The following is a 17,301-nucleotide window of genomic DNA, read 5'->3' as shown; positions in this document are numbered from 1 at the left end:
GGCAGGCTTTTTTGGCGGGCGCCTGTATTGCGCCAGAGCTGACGGGAAAAACCATGAGAATCTTTATCGACTTCAATTTTGAAGCGGCTCACCATCTGCCGCACTCTTTTCCGGACGGGCATGTCAACCAGCGCCTGCACGGACATAGTTTTCGCGTCCGTGTCAGCCTGCAGGGCCGGCCGGACCCCAAAACCGGACTGATCGCCGATCTTGGCGCCGTCAAGACCACGGTCGACAGCGCAAAAGACGCATTGGATCATCGCTATCTCAACGAAATTGCCGGACTGGAGTTGCCGACGCTTGAAACCATCGCCATATGGCTGTGGCGGCGTATTGCACCGGACCTTCCGGCGCTTGCCGAGATCGGCATTTACCGCGACAGCTGCGGTGAAGGCTGTGAATATCAGGGCGAGTTTGAAACAGTGGAGGAAGCGGCATGAGTCATTACGCAGAACAGGCAACGATGCTGGGCAAGGATGTTCCCATCCCGCATCATCCCGATGAAGCCTTGCTCGACGCTGTCCCCAACCCGCAGGCGGGGACACTGTTTCTGGCACGCTTCACCTGCCCGGAATTCACCTCGCTGTGTCCCGTGACCGGCCAGCCGGATTTCGGCCATCTGGTTATCGATTACGCGCCGGACCAGGCCCTGGTCGAATCCAAGTCGCTGAAGCTTTTTCTGACCAGCTTCCGCAACCACGGCGCCTTTCACGAGGATTGCACCGTGAATATCGGCAAACGCATCGTGGAAGCGGTCAAGCCGCTCTGGCTGCGCATCGGCGGTTACTGGTATCCGCGCGGCGGTATCCCCATCGATGTCTTCTGGCAGACCGGGCCGGTACCGGAGGGTCTGTGGCTGCCGGACCAGGGCGTTCCCACCTATCGCGGCCGCGGCTGACCAAGATGTAAAGGGAGACGATCCAATGGCTGAACTCAGGGTAAGAACACGGGATGTCGGCGCCACGGCCGTTCTGGAGCGAGGCGGTCAACCCGTTGTCACATCCCATACAGGCGGCGTACTGAACGTCGCTCACGCGGTTTCGGAGCAGGGTTTTGCGCCCCTTGATCTGCTCTACGCATCGCTTTCCGCCTGCCTGGTGCTCAGCGCCAAAATGGCGGCGTCGCGGCTCGGCGTTGCCGACAAGCTGGAGGCGGTTCAAGCGCATGTTACGGGCGACAAGGCCAAGGACGGTCTGTCGCGCGTTGACCGTTTCCATATAGCCTTCACCATCACCGGCGATATTGATGACGCCACAAAGCATGCGATCGTCGAGGCCGCGGAAAACGAGATTTGCACCGTAAGCAACACGCTGCGCGGCGATCCGGCCTTCACGACAACACTGAGCTAATCCGCCTTCCGGCGAGAATGCGCGGTAAAAAAGGTTATAAAAAACGGGGCCAGTGGCCCCGTTTTTATGGAGTTACACAGGAGATGGCGCGAAGCCTATTTCCACTCGCGAATATCGACGAAATGACCGGCGATTGCGGCCGCGGCCGCCATGGCCGGCGAAACAAGATGCGTACGGCCCTTGAAACCCTGACGGCCCTCGAAATTACGGTTCGACGTGGACGCACAGCGCTCGCCCGGCTTCAGCCGGTCGTCATTCATGGCAAGACACATCGAGCAGCCCGGCTCGCGCCAGTCAAAACCGGCAGCCCTGAAAATCTTGTCGAGGCCTTCCGCTTCCGCCTGCTCCTTGACCAGACCCGAACCCGGAACGATCATGGCATCGACCGTTTCCGCAACCTTGCGGCCTTCGACAACCTTGGCGACTGCACGCAGATCCTCGATGCGGCCGTTGGTGCACGAGCCGATAAAGACCCGATCAAGCTTGATCTCGGTCATCGGTGTGCCCGGCTTCAGACCCATGTAGTCCAGTGCACGCCATTTCGATGTACGTTTGTTCTCGTCGGTGATTTCGTCAGGATTAGGCACCGCACCGGTAATCGAGATCACATCTTCCGGCGACGAGCCCCAGGAAACGATGGGCGGCAGGTCCGCGGCATTGAGCACGACCACCTTATCGAAATGGGCGCCCTCGTCGGACTTCAGTGTCTTCCAGTACTCGACCGCCTGATCGAACGCTTCACCCTTCGGGGCGCGCGGCTTGTCCTTCACATAGGCAAAGGTTGTTTCGTCAGGCGCAATCAGGCCTGCGCGGGCACCGCCTTCGATCGACATGTTGCAGATCGTCATGCGGCCTTCCATCGACAGCGCGCGGATGGCTTCGCCGGCATACTCGATGACATAGCCGGTGCCGCCAGCGGTGCCGATCTCGCCGATGATGGCAAGGATGATGTCCTTGGCGGTGACGCCGACCGGCAGAACGCCATCAACACGCACCAGCATGTTCTTGGCCTTTGACTGGATCAGCGTCTGCGTTGCCAGCACGTGCTCGACTTCCGACGTGCCGATGCCATGGGCAAGCGCACCGAAGGCACCATGCGTCGATGTATGGCTGTCGCCGCACACGATGGTCATGCCCGGAAGCGTGAACCCCTGCTCCGGTCCGATGATGTGGACGATGCCTTGGCGGATGTCCTTCTCGGAATAATATTCAACGCCGAAATCCGCAGCATTCTTGGCCAATGCTTCGACCTGGATACGGCTTTCCTCGTTCTTGATGCCGTTGATGCGATCCGGCGAGGTCGGCACATTATGGTCGACGACAGCCAGTGTCTTTTCCGGGTGGCGAACCTTGCGGTTGGTAAGGCGCAAGCCTTCGAAAGCCTGCGGGCTGGTCACTTCATGCACAAGGTGACGATCAATATAGAGAAGGCAGGTGCCATCGTCCTGCTGATCAACCAGATGATCATCCCAGATCTTGTCATAGAGTGTACGTGGCGCAGTCATCGCGATATCCTCGGCAATGGTAGGTGCTGTAAGATTATGTCGTGGACATATGCACTCGGTACCCACTTACGTCAAGAAACAAGCGATAAAAGTAATATTTCGGCGACAAAGCGCCGCGACCGGCGCCCGATTCTCCATGATTTTGAAGCGATTCTCCCGGCATCGTTATGAGTCACGCGCAGCTCAGGTCCGATCATTCAGCCGCGCTTCAAGCCAACGCAGGCCCAGGGACAGGCTGATCGTCAGGATCAGGTAGACATAGGCAACGACGGAATAGGTTTCGAAAAAGCGGAACGAACCCGAGGCATAGACCTTGCCCATTTGCGTCACGTCGACGACGCCAAGCACCGATACAAGCGACGAGTCCTTCACCATCGAGATGAAGTCGTTGCCATAGGGCGGCAGGATGGTACGCAATGCCTGGGGCATCACGATCAGCCGGAAGCGCTGGAACCGTTTCAGCCCGAGTGACTTGGCCGCCTCGATCTGTCCCGCGTCGACGGCCTGGATCCCGGCGCGAAAAATTTCTGCCAAAAATGCCGCATAGGCAAGTGTCAGGGCAATGATCGCCCGCCACAGAAGTGAAAAATCCCGCACCTGCAAGGGCTCGAACAGGCCGGCGCTCTGAAGCGGATGGGTGAGGAAATTCCACAGGGCGACAACTGCCGGCGCACCAACAAAGGCGATGTAGAACAGGAGAACCAGCAGAGGAATTCCGCGAACGATTTCGACGTAGAACCGGGCGGTCTGCCGCAGGACGATATGTTCCGAGAGACTCATCAGCGCGAGCAGAAGGCCGAGCCCCGATGCGAGCAGAAATGCCAGGAGCGAGACCCAGACGGTGATCCAGATGCCCTGCGAGACCGTGGAGAACACCTGCCCGTAGATATCGCTGACCAGGATGGCTATGCCGAGCACAACAGCGATGGCCGCGGCAACGGCCAGCCACCAGGGGAAGTCCTTCCTGACGAAAGGACTTCTGTTCTGTGAGGGAACTGACAACCCGCCGCCTACTGGCCGAGCTTGTAGTCGAGGAACCACTTTTTGTTGAGGGCGTCGAACGTGCCGTCGGCCTTCAAGACTTCGATGGCCGCATTTACCGGACCAACGAGATCCGAGCCCTTGGCGAAGATGAAGCCGAAATCCTCAGCCCCCAACGGGCCGCCAACGAGCTTCAGCGCGCCGCCGGACGCATCCACATAGCCCTTGCCCGCCGTACTGTCAGTCAAGACCACGTCAACGTCGCCGGTCTTGAGAGCCTGGATCGTCGCGCCAAACGTTTCGAACAGCTTGATACGCGGATTTTGCTCGTTACCGTCAAGCAGATTGTAGACGGCCACGTAGAAATTGGTTGTACCCGGCTGGGCGCCGACGAGACCGTCTTTAATTTCGCCAAAGGTCTTTGCATCGGAAAAGCGCTTTTCATCAGCGCGAACCAGCATGAATTGCTCGGAACGCATGTAGGGTTCGGAAAAATCCACCTTCTGCTTGCGCTCATCATTGATGGTGATGCCGGTCATGCCGATCTGGTACTGATTGTCGGCCACGGCCTGAATCATCGCATCCCAGCTGGTATTCAGATATTCCACTTTGAAATTCAACCGTTTGGCGATTTCATTCATGGCATCATATTCCCAGCCGACCGGCTTGCCGGTTTTGGGATCGACAAACTGCAGCGGCGGATAGGCATTTTCCGTCACAACAGCAACTTTCTTGCCGCCAAGGTCGGGAAGGGGAGCCGTCAGTGCGGAAAATGGAACCATGGCGAGTGCTAGCCCCGCCAGAAAAACGGATCGCAAGTTCATGTCAGACCTCTAATATTGCGTTTTGATCAAGCGAAGCACAAATTTCATTTTATGAAGGCCCCGTCAATCCCCGAACGGCATGCAACTGCTTTATTCGCTATCGCGCAAGCACGATTTTTTCAACCGGGCAAGGAAGCGGAAACAGCCTTGCCGGAAACAAAAAAGGCGGTCCGAAGACCGCCTTTTCAAACTCAAAACAATCGCGCTTATTCAGCAGCGGGTGCCTTGGCAACGGTTTCTTCCGTTACCTTTTCGGCTGTACCGGTGACCGGAACAGCGGCTTTGCCCTTGCGGTTGTCTTTCTTTTCGACAATGCGGGCAGCCTTACCGGTCAGGCCGCGCAGGTAGTAGAGCTTCGCGCGGCGAACCTTGCCGCGACGGACGATCTCTACGCCTTCAACCAGCGGGGAAATGATCGGGAATACGCGTTCAACGCCTTCGCCGTAGGAAATCTTGCGAACTGTGAAGTTCTCGTTGATGCCAGCGCCGTTGCGGGCAATGCAGACGCCTTCATAAGCCTGAACGCGGGTACGTGTACCTTCCGTCACGCGAACATTAACGCGGACTGTGTCGCCTGGCTTGAAATCCGGAAGCACGCGCTTGGCTTCGATTTTTGCTCTCTGTTCGAGATCGAGCTGACGAATAATATCGACGGTCATCGTCTTCATCCTTTTCTTTTTCAAACAGCCAGAGCGCTCAACACTTGCAATGCAGCATCCTGGCCGCATGTCTATGCCTCTGAGGAGGCAGGAGCGAATTCACCATCCATTGATTATCGGACTTGGGATTTTCCCGAGTTCGCGGCCAGATACACCATAAAAGTCCGTTTGTCACCTCTGGCAGCGATTCTTTTTAGCGCTGATTGCCACCCGAGTCGAGCCGAAGCGGTTTCCGCATGAAAACCCGTTGTGTCTCGTCAAGGCCCCTTTCAATGTGATCCCGGCGGATATGCACCAGCGCAGCACTGAGAGCATCATCGGGAATATCGGTGAATCCAAGCCGCCGGTAATAGGGCGCATTCCACGGAACATCCCGGAATGTGGATAACAACAGCCCCATCCTGGCCTCTTTCCGGGCACGATCCTCCACCAGCCCGATCAGTGCCGATCCGATGCGTTTGCCGGCATGGGCCGGATCCACATCGATCTGTTCGATATAGAGATGATCATCAACCACATCAAAAATCACGAAGGCGACCGGCCGATTGTCAACCGCAACAAGAAGGCGATTCTGACTTATCCGTTCAAACAGAAGGGACGCGGATGTAGGATCGTCATTGGCGATGTCTTCCATGCCGACCGTACGGAATCGCACCGCGGACGCCCGTTCAATGGCCTGGACAGCAGGCACATCCCCTGCATCACCGCTGCGAAACTGCATTGTCCTGATCCTGTTATTTACGCGGCTTCCTGGCCTGCGGATAACGATCCCACAGGTCCGGACGCCGTTCCTGCGTCAGTTTTTCCGCTTCGGCCCTGCGCCATTTCTCAATGGCCCCGTGGTTGCCGGAGAGAAGCACGTCGGGAATGCGGCGCCCTTCCCACTCCTGCGGCTTGGTGTATTGCGGATGCTCCAGCAACCCGGTCTCAAAACTCTCCGTTTCACCCGACTGGGCATTGCCCATCACACCGGGCAAAAGGCGAACGATCGCATCGAGAACAACGATAGCTGCCGTCTCACCGCCGGAAAGGATGTAATCGCCGATTGAAACTTCTTCAAAGCCGCGCGCTTCGATCAACCGTTCGTCGACGCCTTCGAACCGGCCGCACAGAATGATTGCACCTGGGCCCGCAGCAAGTTCGCGCACGCGTTCCTGGCTCAGCGGCTTGCCGCGGGGGCTCATGAAGAGCCGCGGCCGCTCATCCGCCACCACATCGACGGCACGCGCCAGGACATCTGCCTTCATCACCATGCCAGCCCCGCCGCCAGCGGGCGTGTCGTCAACCATACGGTGCCGATCCGTGGCGAAATCGCGAATCTGTACGGTTTCAAGCGACCATGCCGTATCGGCCAATGCCTTTCCGGCGAGAGAGACGCCGAGCGGCCCGGGGAACATTTCCGGATAGAGCGTCAGCACCGTCGCACGGAAACCGGCAGCCTTGCCGCTCATGGCCGCTCTTTCCCGCTATCACCACCCAGCTGCCTGCGCCGGTCCTCTTCTTCGTTCTCGTCAGCAATAAGCCCGGCTGCCGCGGGATCGATAACAACCTGTCCAGCCTTGATGTCGATATGCGGCACGGCGGCCTGGGTGAACGGAATCAGCATCGGCCGGCGTCCCGGTATAGTTAACTCGATGAGATCACCGCCACCGAAATTGAACATGGCCGAGACCTTGCCATAGGGATTGCCTGTTGCGTCGACGGCATCGAGCCCGATCAGGTCGGCATGATAGAACTCGTCTTCCTCAAGCTCTTCCGGCAGCTGCGAGCGGTCGATAAACAGCGTCGTGCCGTTCAGCGCTTCGGCCATGTTGCGGTCATTGACCCCGCGGAACCGCACAACGACAACCGTATTGGCCGGGCGGATAGCCAGAATCTCGAAGCTTCTGCCGGTCACATCGTAAAGCAGGCCATAATCGGCCAGTGCCAGCGGATCACCGGTAAACGTCTTGACCCGCACTTCGCCGCGCGTTCCGTGCGCTGCACCGATAACGGCGAGTTGCACTGGATCATTCAATTTTGCCATCGGGCTGTTCCATTCCTATCTTCTCTTCCCGACGAATTACTCTGTCTTTGGCCAAACGCCAAGTGCGAAGGATCAGCCCTCAAGGGAAAGCGAAACGACTCCGTAAGGACTGTCGTGGCATGGTCTACCCCGATACACGGTAAGGAGTATGGCAATGGTGGCGCAGCCCCAGAATGCCGAGTTTCTTGTTTCGGCCCGGCCAGACCTCATCGCGGCGCGGGAAGAATGGCTCAGATCACTGAAAAACACCCGGCGTCTGGCGGCCAACACGCTGGAAGCCTATGAGCGCGACACCCGTCAGTTCTTCCAGTTTCTCACCGGTCATCTCGCTGAGCCGCCATCCCTGAAGGACGTGGCAGCCCTGCGGATTGCCGATCTGCGATCCTACCTGGCGCGGCGGCGGAATGATGGTGCCGGTGCGCGCACGCTCGGGCGCGGTCTTGCGGGCATTCGTTCGTTTCTGCGCCATCTGGAAAAGCAGGGCATGGCCAATGCGGCAGCTTCCATTGCCATGCGCGCGCCGAAGCAACCGAAATCCCTGCCAAAGCCACTGACGGCCATCGATGCGCGCCGCGTGGTGGAAAAAGGCGAACAGCTCAATGAGGAACCCTGGATTGCCGCGCGCAATGCGGCGGTGCTGACCCTGCTCTACGGTTGCGGCCTGCGCATTTCAGAAGCACTCAACCTGGACGGCGCCGCCTTGCGTGATGCCTCGGCGCGTTCCATCCCCATCACCGGCAAGGGCGGCAAGACACGCATGGTGCCGCTCCTGCCCATAGTCCACCGGGCGGTGGAGGAATACCGCACGCTCTGCCCCTACGAACTGGAAGCGGGCAAGCCGCTGTTTCGCGGCGCGCGGGGTGGGGAACTGCATTCGGCCATCATCCAGCGCGACATGCAGAAAATGCGCGGCGCGCTCGGCCTGCCGGAGACCGCGACGCCGCATGCTCTGCGCCATTCCTTCGCGACCCATTTGCTCGGGCGCGGCGGCGATTTGCGCACGATCCAGGAACTGCTCGGCCATGCAAGCCTGTCAACGACGCAGGTCTATACCGGCGTTGATACCGACAGACTGATGGAAATCTACGACAAGGCACATCCCCGCGCCTGAACACCATATGGATTGTAACAAACAATCTGCAGACTAGTGGTCCGATTCTGACATTCGCTTGTTGCGCGTGATGTCAAATGAGATGCGAATGTCAAATTCGTTCCACTAGCTTTAACGCCTTTTTGTCAAACCCTATGTATGCATTGATGATGACCCATTCCGGCCCCACCACTTCTCTTGATCGCATTGCTGAGAGCGCACTGAGGCTCCTGGCTTTTCTGAGCTGGATTCTGCTCGCCTCATTTCTTGTCGTGGCGTTTGGCGCAACCCGCGCCCGTGCGGAGGATGCCTCCTGTGGCGGACGCGATCTCGTCGCCGAAATGGCCAAGTCGGACCCCGCAAAGCTGGCCGCCTTGCGCAAGGAAGCAGCCGCAACGGTGAACGGCAAAGGCATCCTTTGGAAGATTGGAAAGCCGGGAACCAAACCTTCCTGGCTCTTTGGCACCATGCATTTGACAGATCCGCGCGTGCTCAAGCTTTCAGACGCGGCTCAAACAGCCTATCAGGGGGCGGCAACGGTCGTCATTGAAACCGATGAGGTGCTTGATCCGAAAGCGCCCTTGAAAGTCATGGCGCAGGATCCGGGATTGATGATGTTCACCGATGAGAACACGCTGGAGAAGCTCATTCCAGCTGACAAGCTCGAGGGTGTAAAAGCGGGCCTTGCCGCACGCGGCCTGTCGTTGACGGCGCTCAACAAGATGCAGCCATGGATCGTGACAAGCATGCTGGCCATGCCTCCCTGCGAGCTGACGCGCAGCAAAAGCGGCACAGCCTTCCTCGACGTCAAGCTCGCCCAGGACGCCAAGGCACAGGGCAAGGCTGTCACGGGGCTTGAAACCATCAAGGATCAGCTCAGCGCCATGGCATCCCTGCCGCTGAAATTCCATGTCGAGGGACTTGTCGAGACACTGACACTTGCGCCGAAACTACCCGACATGTTTGAAACCATGACCTTGCTTTACACCCGGGGCGACGTAGCCATGATTTTCCCGGTGATACGGTCCATCTCTCCCGATGGCACGGCGAGCGGTGAAAACTATGCCGCGTTCGAGGAAAAGATGGTCAATGCTCGCAACCGCGTCATGGCGGAACATGCGGTTCCAATCATCGACAAGGGCAATGCCTTTATAGCGGTGGGAGCCTTGCATCTTCCCGGAGAAAAGGGGCTGGTGGCTCTGCTGCGCAGCAAGGGCTTTACGGTCGAGGCGCAATAACCTTAAATTTTGTCACATCTGGCAGAGTGATTCCAAGCCCTTATATAAGGCTGGTCAGCCAGATGACGGGCGATTTCGGAACCCAGGCTGTTCTGAGCCGTTTATTATTCTGAATGCAAAGAGTGTGACGGAGGACATGATGACCTATGATCCTAATTTGCGGCGTCCGGTGGATACGCAGTCCGATCGTGAGCCCGACGCGGCTCCCTCAGGCGGCAGCGGCTTTCTGATCGCAGGTATTCTGATCGCAGCGCTGATTATCGGCGGTTATTATTATCTGAACAACAGTTCGACCATGGATGGCCCGGAACCGGCAGCACCAACAACGCAGGCGCCTGCACCTGCAGCGCCCGCTCCCGCCAATTCGGCCCCAAGCAACAACTAGTTCCAAAGTGCCTTCGAAACCAAAAAGGCCCGAAATTTCGGGCCTTTTTCTCATTTTCGTGCTTGGAGATTACATATGAATTGGCTTGGCGAAGGTTGCCAGGGCAGCTTCGCGGACGGCTTCGGACATTGTCGGATGGGCATGGGTTGTCCGTGCCAGATCCTCTGACGAACCGCCAAATTCCATCAGGACCGTTGCTTCGTGGATCATCTCGCCGGCGCCAAAACCGACAATGTGAACGCCGAGCACACGATCGCTCGCCTTGTCCGCGAGGATTTTGACAAAGCCATCCGTCTGCAGCATGGCGCGGGCACGGCCATTGGCTGTGAACGGAAACTTTCCGGCCTTGTACTCGATACCGGCTGCCTTCAACTCTTCTTCGGTTTTTCCGACCGAAGCCACTTCCGGTTGCGTATAGACGACACTCGGAATGGCATCGAAATTCACATGTCCCGCCTGTCCGGCCAGAATCTCGGCAACGGCAATGCCTTCGTCTTCGGCCTTGTGTGCCAGCATCGGGCCCTGGACGACGTCGCCGATCGCGTAGATACCCGCGACGTTGGTCTGCCAATGGTCATTGATTGCCACCCGTCCGCGATCATCAACGGCAACACCTGCTTCCTTGAGCCCGAGACCGTCCGTGTAGGGGCGGCGACCGGTGGATACGAGAACGGCATCAGCCGCAATGGTCTGGGCTTCACCGCCCTTGACCGGCTCGAACGTCACCTTGGCTCCCTTGCCGGACTTTTCGACGCCCGTCACCTTGGCGCCAAGCTTGAATGCGATTCCCTGTTTCTCCAGCATGCGCTGGAACTGGCGCGATACTTCACCATCCATCGGTCCAAGAATCTTGTCGAGATATTCGACAACGGTAACCTTGGCGCCGAGGCGTGCCCAGACCGAGCCCAGCTCAAGCCCGATGACGCCGCCGCCAACAACAATCAGATTTTCCGGAACCTTGTCGAAATCCAGTGCGCCGGTCGAAGATACAATGATTTTTTCATCGAACTTGACATCGACACCCGGAATGCCGGCGACATCGGAACCGGTGGCGATGACAATGTTCTTCGCCTCGATTTCCTGCACCTTACCATCGTCGCCGGTGACGGACACCTTACCTGCCGCCACAACCTTGCCGGTCCCCTTGAAGGTGTCGATCTTGTTCTTCTTGAACAGGAAGGCTACGCCGCTGACATTGGACTCAACCGTTGCGTCCTTATGGGCAAGCATCGCCTTCAAGTTGAGCTTTGGCGTGCCAACCTCGACGCCCAGTTTTGCATGGGTGTGGCCAGCCTCATGGAAGACTTCCGAAGCATGCAGCAATGCCTTGGATGGAATGCAACCGATATTGAGGCAGGTGCCGCCAAATGTATCGCGCTTTTCGATCACCGCGGTCTTCAGGCCGAGCTGTGCAGCCTTGATCGCACAGACATAGCCGCCAGGGCCTGTTCCGATGATGACGACGTCATATGACATGATTCAATCCTTCTGTTCTGACGCAACGCGAAACTATTGTTCGGGCACGCATTCTTTGAAACGGAAGACTTCCCACGGGAAAGCCTCCAAGGGTTTTTCAAGTTTGAAATTGAAGCTGCTCATGGCGCCGGAAAAATCAGGCAAGAGCAGTGCCTGGGCCGAAGGCTCCTTGGCCTTTGGCAGGAGCTCGGCATCAGCACCTTCCTTCAAGGCATAAACCACGCCTTTCCAGACAGTGCATTGTTGCAGCTCTGCACCTGTCGCATCGCCCGCCGGGCATTTGTATCTGATGGTGGCATTGGGCCTACCGCCATCCATGTTCCACATGACAACACCATCCATCTTCAGATCGCTGTCATTCATCTTAATCGTGAATTCATCGGAGGTGACCGCCGCGCCATCGTCGGGAACGCTTTTGAAAGTCAGCGTATAATCATCGTCCCGATCCGTATAGACCGCATGGTCCTGCAAACACGCCGCGAAAGCTGGCGACGACAGGGTGATGCTGAGTGCTGCAAGCAGGGTGACACTTTTTGCGGGACGGCGGCGAAGCAATGCGGTCATCGGTATTCCTAGCTCGCCTGCTGCGTTGCAAGCTTGATACCGAGGCCGATGAAAACCACACCGGTCACGCGGTTGAACCAGCGTCCCCACGCAACAAAGCGATCCCGTACGGATTGCATGGTGAAGAACGTCGATACGGCAACAAACCAGGCAATCAGCGCGGTTGCCATGAACAGGCCATAGGTTGCCTGCACCAGCGCCGGGGTTTCATGGCTGACCAGAGCTGAAAAAAGCGACAGGAAGAAAAGAACCGGCTTGGGATTGAGCGCATTGGTGACAAATCCCATGAGAAAGCAACGCCAGTCGGAAATATTCTTTTCCACGGTGTCATCGACGATATCTCCAGGTGCTTCCCCAGATGCTTCCATGCCGGGAGCGCGCAGGGCCTTGATGCCCAGATAAAAGAGATAGGCAGCGCCGGCCCATTTCAGCATGCCGAAGAGAAACAGTGATTTGGACACCAGAAGGCCAAGGCCAAGAATGGTATAGCTGATATGGAAGAGCAAAGAGGCGCCGATGCCGAAGCTGGTCATGATAGCGCTGCGGCGGCCATGCACGATGCTCTGCCGCACAACAATGGCAAAGTCAGCGCCCGGCGAGACGATCATGATCGAGAAGACGGCCATCAGGCCGAGGAACTCATACATGTAATGTGACATGCCTATTCTCCGGCAGGCGCTTCAAGCGCGGCGTTGAAAGCCCAGACATGACCGAAGGGATCACGAATACGGCCATAGCGGGCATTCCAGAACGTATCCTCGACGGGCATGATCAGTGCCGCACCAGCCGCCACCGCACGGTTCACCGCCGCATCGACATCGGCGGGCCTTGCGAGATTGATGTTCAGCGCAATGCTCGCCCCGCCGCGGGTGACCGGCGACATGACATCGTTCTCACCGTCCGGGTTTTTGTACTCGGAGAATTCGTCGTGCAGCATGATCGAGCCGCCAAACAGCGACAGATTGGCATGCAGCACGCGTTTGCCATCCTCGGCCAGCTGCTTGAAGGTATTTTCGGCACCAAAGGCCTTTTCGTAGAAGGCGATCGCTTCGAGGCCGCCTTTCACGCAGATATGGGGTTCGACAGGTGGGAAATTCGGTGCAAAAGCCATTTTGAATCGCCTTTCATCACGTCATTTTGTGATTGGGCCGCAAGACTAAGTCAATCCGGTGCAATTCACCACACTGCAAAAACGGCCTCGCTTTGCCGGCAAGGCCGCTCTTCGCAATCTTACAGGTCGAGAACCAGGCGTTCCGGATCTTCCAGGCTTTCCTTGACCCGCACGAGGAAGGTCACGGCTTCCTTGCCGTCAACGATGCGATGATCGTAGCTAAGGGCAAGATACATCATCGGACGGATAACGATCTGGCCGCCAACGACAACCGGACGATCCTGGATCTTGTGCATGCCGAGAATACCGGACTGCGGCGCATTGAGGATCGGCGAAGACATCAGCGAACCGTAGACGCCGCCATTGGAGATCGTAAAGGTGCCACCCTGCATATCAGCCATGGACAGCGCGCCATCGCGGGCAGCTCTGCCGAGACGGCCGATGACCTTCTCGATTTCCGCAATCGACATCTGGTCGGCATTGCGCACGACCGGCACGACGAGGCCCTTGTCCGTACCGACGGCAACGCCGACATGGGCAAAGTTCTTGTAGATGATGTCAGTGCCATCGATCTCGGCATTGACCGCCGGGATTTCCTTCAGTGCGTGGGTGACCGCCTTGGTGAAGAAACCCATGAAGCCGAGCTTGACGCCGTGCTTCTTCTCGAAGATTTCCTTGTAGCGGTTACGAAGGTCCATCACGGCCGACATGTCCACTTCATTGTAAGTGGTCAGCATCGCTGCCGTGCTCTGGGCATCCTTGAGGCGGCGCGCAATGGTCTGGCGCAGGCGGGTCATTTTCACGCGTTCTTCGCGCGATGCGTCATCAGCCGAAGAGGCGGGACGCGCTGCCTGCGGGGCCGGAGCAGCGGCAGGCTGTGCGGCAATGCCCTTGGCGACAGCATCAAGGACATCGCCCTTGAGAACCTGGCCGCGCTTGCCCGAACCCTCGACCTGCGAGACAGAAACGCCCTTTTCCGCCAGTAGCTTTGATGCTGCGGGGGACGCGGGCATCTCGCTCTCCTTGCGTTCCGTGATCGGCGTGTTGCCGGCAACCTGAGCAGCCTTGTCCTCGGCTTCTGCCGTTGACGACGCACCGGCGGCACCCGATGCCTGGGCGATAGCTTCGGGCTTGGCCTCTTCCTTTTTCGCAGAAGCGGCACCGGCGCCGCCAATCATGCCGAGCAAGGCGCCAACTTCGACCGTATCGCCTTCCTTGGCGGTGATTTCCTCAAGGGAACCGGCAGCGGAGGCCGGAACTTCGATTGTTACCTTATCGGTCTCGAGTTCCACCAAAGGCTCGTCGACGGCAATCGCATCGCCGACTTTCTTGAACCATTTGCCAATGGTTGCTTCGGAAACGGATTCGCCCAGCGTTGGGACGCGGATTTCGGTTGCCATGATCTTGCTCTTCCGTTGATCTTCAGATGACTTCTGTTTGTTGTGGTTTAGGCGCCGAGGGCATCTTCAAGGAATGCTTCGAGCTGTGCAAGGTGTTTGGACATGAGGCCCGTTGCAGGCGATGCAGCGGCAGGACGTCCGGTATAGCGGACACGCTGATGCTTGGCATCGATATGCGCCAGAACCCATTCCAGATAGGGGTCGATGAAGGCCCAGGCACCCATGTTCTTGGGTTCTTCCTGACACCAGACCATCTCCGCATTGCGGAAGCGGGACAGTTCCGTGATCAGCGCCTTGGCCGGGAACGGATACAGCTGCTCCACGCGCAGCAGATAGACATCATCAATGCCGCGCTTTTCGCGCTCTTCGTAGAGGTCGTAGTAGACCTTGCCCGAGCAGAGCACGACACGGCGGATCTTGGAGTCCTTCTGCAGCTTGATCGGCTGATCTTTCAGCAGCTGCGCATCGTCCCACAGCAGACGGTGGAACGAAGAATCGCCAGTGAAATCGCTGATGGAAGACACGGCACGCTTGTGGCGCAGCAGCGACTTCGGCGTCATCAGGATCAGCGGCTTGCGGAAGTCACGCTTCATCTGGCGGCGCAGGATGTGGAAGTAATTGGCAGGCGTGGTGCAGTTCGCCACCTGCATATTGTCTTCCGCACAGAGCTGCAGATAGCGCTCGAGGCGGGCCGACGAATGTTCCGGACCCTGGCCTTCGTAGCCATGCGGCAGCAGGCAGACGAGACCGGACATGCGCAGCCACTTGCGCTCACCCGAGGAGATGAACTGATCGAACACCACCTGGGCACCGTTGGCGAAATCGCCGAACTGGGCTTCCCACAGGGTCAGCGCGCGCGGATCGGACAGCGAATAGCCGTATTCGAAACCAAGCACGGCCTCTTCCGAAAGCATCGAATTGATGACTTCGTAGATGGCCTGACCCTTCTGCAGGTTGTTGAGCGGGATGTAGCGCTGCTCGGTTTCCTGATCATAGAGAACCGAATGACGTTGGCTGAACGTACCGCGTTCCACATCCTGGCCGGAAAGGCGGATCGGGTGGCCTTCGATAACCAGCGAGCCAAAGGCAAGAGCCTCGGCCATTGCCCAGTCGAACCCTTCGCCCGACTCGATCATCTTGGCGCGGTTGTCCTGGAAACGCTGGATCGTCCGGTGCACATTGAAACCGCCGGGAACCTCGGACAGTTTCTTGCCGATTTCCTTGACTGTCTTCAACGGGAGTCCGGTCTTGCCGCGGCGTTGCTCGTCGGCATTGTCGGCCGTGCGCAGACCGCTCCAGGCGCCATCCAGCCAGTCGGCCTTGTTGGGCTTGTAGTGTTGTCCGGCTTCGAATTCCTGTTCGAGCTTTTCGCGCCAAGCGGAACGCATGGCATCGACTTCCGCCGGATTGACCAGACCTTCATCGATCAGCTTCTGCGAATAGAGCTGTACGGTGGTCTTCTGGCCGCGGATCGTCTTGTACATCAGCGGCTGCGTGAACGCAGGCTCGTCGCCCTCATTGTGGCCGAAGCGGCGGTAGCAGAACATGTCGATGACCACGGGCTTATGGAACGTCATGCGATACTCCGTGGCAATCTTTGCCACGTAGACCACGGCTTCCGGATCATCGCCATTCACGTGGAAAATCGGCGCCTCGATCATCTTCGCCACATCGGACGGATAGGGCGAGGAACGCGACAGGCGCGGATTGGTGGTGAAGCCGATCTGGTTGTTGATGATGAAATGCACCGTGCCGGCAACGCGGTGCCCGCGCAGGCCGGAAAGGCCAAGACATTCCGCAACCACACCCTGGCCGGCAAAGGCAGCATCACCATGCAGCAGCAGCGGCATGATCTTGGCGCGCTCGGACAAAGGCACCATATCATCACGTTCGCGGCCGGCAAGCAGATCCTGCTTGGCACGCGCCTTGCCCATGACAACCGGATTGACGATTTCGAGGTGCGAGGGATTTGCGGTCAGCGACAAATGCACCTTGTTGCCATCGAATTCGCGGTCCGACGACGCACCCAGATGGTACTTCACGTCGCCCGAACCTTCGACATCGTCAGGCGTATAGGAGCCGCCCTTGAATTCATGGAAAATGGCGCGGTGCGGCTTGGCCATGAACTGGCTGAGCACGTTCAGGCGGCCACGATGCGCCATGCCGAGAACGATTTCCTTGAGGCCCATCGATCCGCCACGCTTGACGATCTGTTCGAGGGCCGGAATCAGCGATTCACCGCCATCAAGGCCGAAACGCTTCGTGCCCTTGTACTTGACGTCGATGAACTGTTCGAAACCTTCAGCCTCGACCAGCTTGGAAAGGATGGCCTTCTTGCCTTCGGGCGTGAATGCGACGCCCTTGTCCGGGCCTTCGATGCGTTCCTGAATCCATGACTTTTCCACGGGATCGGAAATGTGCATGAACTCGACGCCGATGGTCGAGCAATAGGTGCGCTGCAGGATGTCGAGCATCTGCGGGATCGTCGCATATTCGAGCCCCAGCACATTGTCGATGAAGATCTTGCGGTCATAGTCGGCCGGCGAGAAGCCGTAGCTCTCGGGCGAAAGCTCGTTGTAATCTTCCTTGACCTCGGCCAGGCCCAGCGGATCAAGTTTGGCATGCAGGTGGCCGCGCATGCGATAGGCGCGGATCATCATGATGGCGCGCACCGAGTCGCGGGCGGCGGGAAT

Annotated in this window: 19 protein-coding genes; 6 read left to right on the top strand and 13 right to left on the bottom strand. The window is 58.1% G+C overall.

Annotated features, from left to right (window positions below; genetic code table 11):
• The first annotated feature begins 53 nt into the window (after positions 1–53).
• Genes RDL77_RS10585 through RDL77_RS10575 form a run of 3 tightly spaced genes read left to right on the top strand, consistent with a single transcriptional unit; the run spans position 54 to position 1,349 of the window.
• Positions 54–440, top strand: coding sequence for a 6-carboxytetrahydropterin synthase (locus RDL77_RS10585; protein ID WP_223613875.1), 387 nt, complete (start codon positions 54–56; stop codon positions 438–440).
• Positions 441–463: 23 nt separating this feature from the next.
• The gene (gene queF, locus RDL77_RS10580; protein ID WP_374042705.1) at positions 464–898 is read left to right on the top strand and encodes a preQ(1) synthase; all 435 of its coding nucleotides are present in this window, start codon (positions 464–466) and stop codon (positions 896–898) included.
• 25 nt (positions 899–923) lie between these two features.
• Entirely contained in the window at positions 924–1,349 is a 426-nt protein-coding gene (locus RDL77_RS10575; RefSeq protein WP_223613877.1) for an OsmC family protein, read from the top strand.
• A 95-nt stretch (positions 1,350–1,444) separates the two neighbouring features.
• Here the strand turns inward: RDL77_RS10575 and leuC are convergent, their stop codons facing one another.
• The 7 genes from leuC to rimM form a co-directional block, all read right to left on the bottom strand.
• Positions 1,445–2,854 (bottom strand): 3-isopropylmalate dehydratase large subunit, encoded by a 1,410-nt coding sequence (gene leuC, locus RDL77_RS10570; RefSeq protein ID WP_288192793.1) that lies wholly within the window; start codon positions 2,852–2,854, stop codon positions 1,445–1,447.
• Positions 2,855–3,037: 183 nt separating this feature from the next.
• Positions 3,038–3,856, bottom strand: coding sequence for an amino acid ABC transporter permease (locus RDL77_RS10565; RefSeq protein ID WP_288192792.1), 819 nt, complete (start codon positions 3,854–3,856; stop codon positions 3,038–3,040).
• A gap of 8 nt (positions 3,857–3,864) precedes the next feature.
• Positions 3,865–4,659 carry a basic amino acid ABC transporter substrate-binding protein gene (locus tag RDL77_RS10560; RefSeq protein WP_288192791.1) on the bottom strand — a complete coding sequence of 265 codons (795 nt, stop codon included), beginning with the start codon at positions 4,657–4,659 and terminating at the stop codon, positions 3,865–3,867.
• A 206-nt stretch (positions 4,660–4,865) separates the two neighbouring features.
• On the bottom strand, positions 4,866–5,318 hold the full coding sequence (gene rplS / locus RDL77_RS10555) for a 50S ribosomal protein L19 (RefSeq protein WP_105734617.1): 453 nt from the start codon (positions 5,316–5,318) through the stop codon (positions 4,866–4,868).
• Positions 5,319–5,511: 193 nt separating this feature from the next.
• Entirely contained in the window at positions 5,512–6,039 is a 528-nt protein-coding gene (locus tag RDL77_RS10550) for a GNAT family N-acetyltransferase (protein WP_288192790.1), read from the bottom strand.
• A 13-nt stretch (positions 6,040–6,052) separates the two neighbouring features.
• Complete coding sequence (gene trmD / locus RDL77_RS10545) at positions 6,053–6,769, bottom strand: tRNA (guanosine(37)-N1)-methyltransferase TrmD (RefSeq protein ID WP_288192789.1); 717 nt, start codon at positions 6,767–6,769, stop codon at positions 6,053–6,055.
• On the bottom strand, positions 6,766–7,344 hold the full coding sequence (rimM, locus tag RDL77_RS10540) for a ribosome maturation factor RimM (protein WP_288192788.1): 579 nt from the start codon (positions 7,342–7,344) through the stop codon (positions 6,766–6,768). Before rimM ends, trmD begins: the two co-directional genes overlap by 4 nt.
• A gap of 154 nt (positions 7,345–7,498) precedes the next feature.
• Here rimM and RDL77_RS10535 point away from each other — a divergent pair, with 154 nt between their 5' ends.
• From RDL77_RS10535 to RDL77_RS10525, 3 genes are all read left to right on the top strand, one after another.
• Positions 7,499–8,455 carry a tyrosine recombinase XerC gene (locus tag RDL77_RS10535; RefSeq protein WP_288192787.1) on the top strand — a complete coding sequence of 319 codons (957 nt, stop codon included), beginning with the start codon at positions 7,499–7,501 and terminating at the stop codon, positions 8,453–8,455.
• A 146-nt stretch (positions 8,456–8,601) separates the two neighbouring features.
• The gene (locus tag RDL77_RS10530) at positions 8,602–9,672 is read left to right on the top strand and encodes a TraB/GumN family protein (RefSeq protein ID WP_288192786.1); all 1,071 of its coding nucleotides are present in this window, start codon (positions 8,602–8,604) and stop codon (positions 9,670–9,672) included.
• A gap of 139 nt (positions 9,673–9,811) precedes the next feature.
• Positions 9,812–10,057, top strand: a complete 246-nt coding sequence (locus RDL77_RS10525; protein ID WP_288192785.1) for a hypothetical protein — start codon at positions 9,812–9,814, stop codon at positions 10,055–10,057.
• A gap of 69 nt (positions 10,058–10,126) precedes the next feature.
• Here RDL77_RS10525 and lpdA read toward each other — a convergent pair whose 3' ends face one another.
• From lpdA to RDL77_RS10495, 6 genes are all read right to left on the bottom strand, one after another.
• Complete coding sequence (lpdA, locus tag RDL77_RS10520) at positions 10,127–11,533, bottom strand: dihydrolipoyl dehydrogenase (RefSeq protein ID WP_223613888.1); 1,407 nt, start codon at positions 11,531–11,533, stop codon at positions 10,127–10,129.
• A gap of 33 nt (positions 11,534–11,566) precedes the next feature.
• Positions 11,567–12,097: a hypothetical protein gene (locus RDL77_RS10515; protein WP_288192784.1), complete on the bottom strand. Its 531-nt coding sequence runs from the start codon at positions 12,095–12,097 to the stop codon at positions 11,567–11,569.
• Between the two features lie 8 nt (positions 12,098–12,105).
• On the bottom strand, positions 12,106–12,756 hold the full coding sequence (locus RDL77_RS10510) for a LysE family translocator (protein WP_288192783.1): 651 nt from the start codon (positions 12,754–12,756) through the stop codon (positions 12,106–12,108).
• A gap of 2 nt (positions 12,757–12,758) precedes the next feature.
• The gene (locus tag RDL77_RS10505) at positions 12,759–13,208 is read right to left on the bottom strand and encodes a VOC family protein (protein ID WP_288192782.1); all 450 of its coding nucleotides are present in this window, start codon (positions 13,206–13,208) and stop codon (positions 12,759–12,761) included.
• 119 nt (positions 13,209–13,327) lie between these two features.
• On the bottom strand, positions 13,328–14,608 hold the full coding sequence (gene odhB / locus RDL77_RS10500; RefSeq protein ID WP_288192781.1) for a 2-oxoglutarate dehydrogenase complex dihydrolipoyllysine-residue succinyltransferase: 1,281 nt from the start codon (positions 14,606–14,608) through the stop codon (positions 13,328–13,330).
• Between the two features lie 47 nt (positions 14,609–14,655).
• Positions 14,656–17,301: 2-oxoglutarate dehydrogenase E1 component (locus RDL77_RS10495; protein ID WP_288192780.1), on the bottom strand; the 2,646-nt coding region annotated here is incomplete at its 5' end.

Source organism: uncultured Phyllobacterium sp. (assembly GCF_902479695.1).
Lineage (GTDB): Bacteria > Pseudomonadota > Alphaproteobacteria > Rhizobiales > Rhizobiaceae > Phyllobacterium > Phyllobacterium calauticae.
This window is presented reverse-complemented; position numbering and strand designations above follow the sequence as displayed.

Coding starts and splice junctions, on each gene's coding strand:
- RDL77_RS10585 (WP_223613875.1), top strand. CDS start 54: ATGAGAATCTTTATCGACTTCAATTTTGAAGCGGCTCACCATCTGCCG.
- queF (WP_374042705.1), top strand. CDS start 464: ATGCTGGGCAAGGATGTTCCCATCCCGCATCATCCCGATGAAGCCTTG.
- RDL77_RS10575 (WP_223613877.1), top strand. CDS start 924: ATGGCTGAACTCAGGGTAAGAACACGGGATGTCGGCGCCACGGCCGTT.
- leuC (WP_288192793.1), bottom strand. CDS start 2,854: ATGACTGCGCCACGTACACTCTATGACAAGATCTGGGATGATCATCTG.
- RDL77_RS10560 (WP_288192791.1), bottom strand. CDS start 4,659: ATGAACTTGCGATCCGTTTTTCTGGCGGGGCTAGCACTCGCCATGGTT.
- rplS (WP_105734617.1), bottom strand. CDS start 5,318: ATGACCGTCGATATTATTCGTCAGCTCGATCTCGAACAGAGAGCAAAA.
- RDL77_RS10550 (WP_288192790.1), bottom strand. CDS start 6,039: ATGCAGTTTCGCAGCGGTGATGCAGGGGATGTGCCTGCTGTCCAGGCC.
- trmD (WP_288192789.1), bottom strand. CDS start 6,769: ATGAGCGGCAAGGCTGCCGGTTTCCGTGCGACGGTGCTGACGCTCTAT.
- rimM (WP_288192788.1), bottom strand. CDS start 7,344: ATGGCAAAATTGAATGATCCAGTGCAACTCGCCGTTATCGGTGCAGCG.
- RDL77_RS10535 (WP_288192787.1), top strand. CDS start 7,499: ATGGTGGCGCAGCCCCAGAATGCCGAGTTTCTTGTTTCGGCCCGGCCA.
- RDL77_RS10530 (WP_288192786.1), top strand. CDS start 8,602: ATGATGACCCATTCCGGCCCCACCACTTCTCTTGATCGCATTGCTGAG.
- RDL77_RS10525 (WP_288192785.1), top strand. CDS start 9,812: ATGACCTATGATCCTAATTTGCGGCGTCCGGTGGATACGCAGTCCGAT.
- lpdA (WP_223613888.1), bottom strand. CDS start 11,533: ATGTCATATGACGTCGTCATCATCGGAACAGGCCCTGGCGGCTATGTC.
- RDL77_RS10515 (WP_288192784.1), bottom strand. CDS start 12,097: ATGACCGCATTGCTTCGCCGCCGTCCCGCAAAAAGTGTCACCCTGCTT.
- RDL77_RS10510 (WP_288192783.1), bottom strand. CDS start 12,756: ATGTCACATTACATGTATGAGTTCCTCGGCCTGATGGCCGTCTTCTCG.
- RDL77_RS10505 (WP_288192782.1), bottom strand. CDS start 13,208: ATGGCTTTTGCACCGAATTTCCCACCTGTCGAACCCCATATCTGCGTG.
- odhB (WP_288192781.1), bottom strand. CDS start 14,608: ATGGCAACCGAAATCCGCGTCCCAACGCTGGGCGAATCCGTTTCCGAA.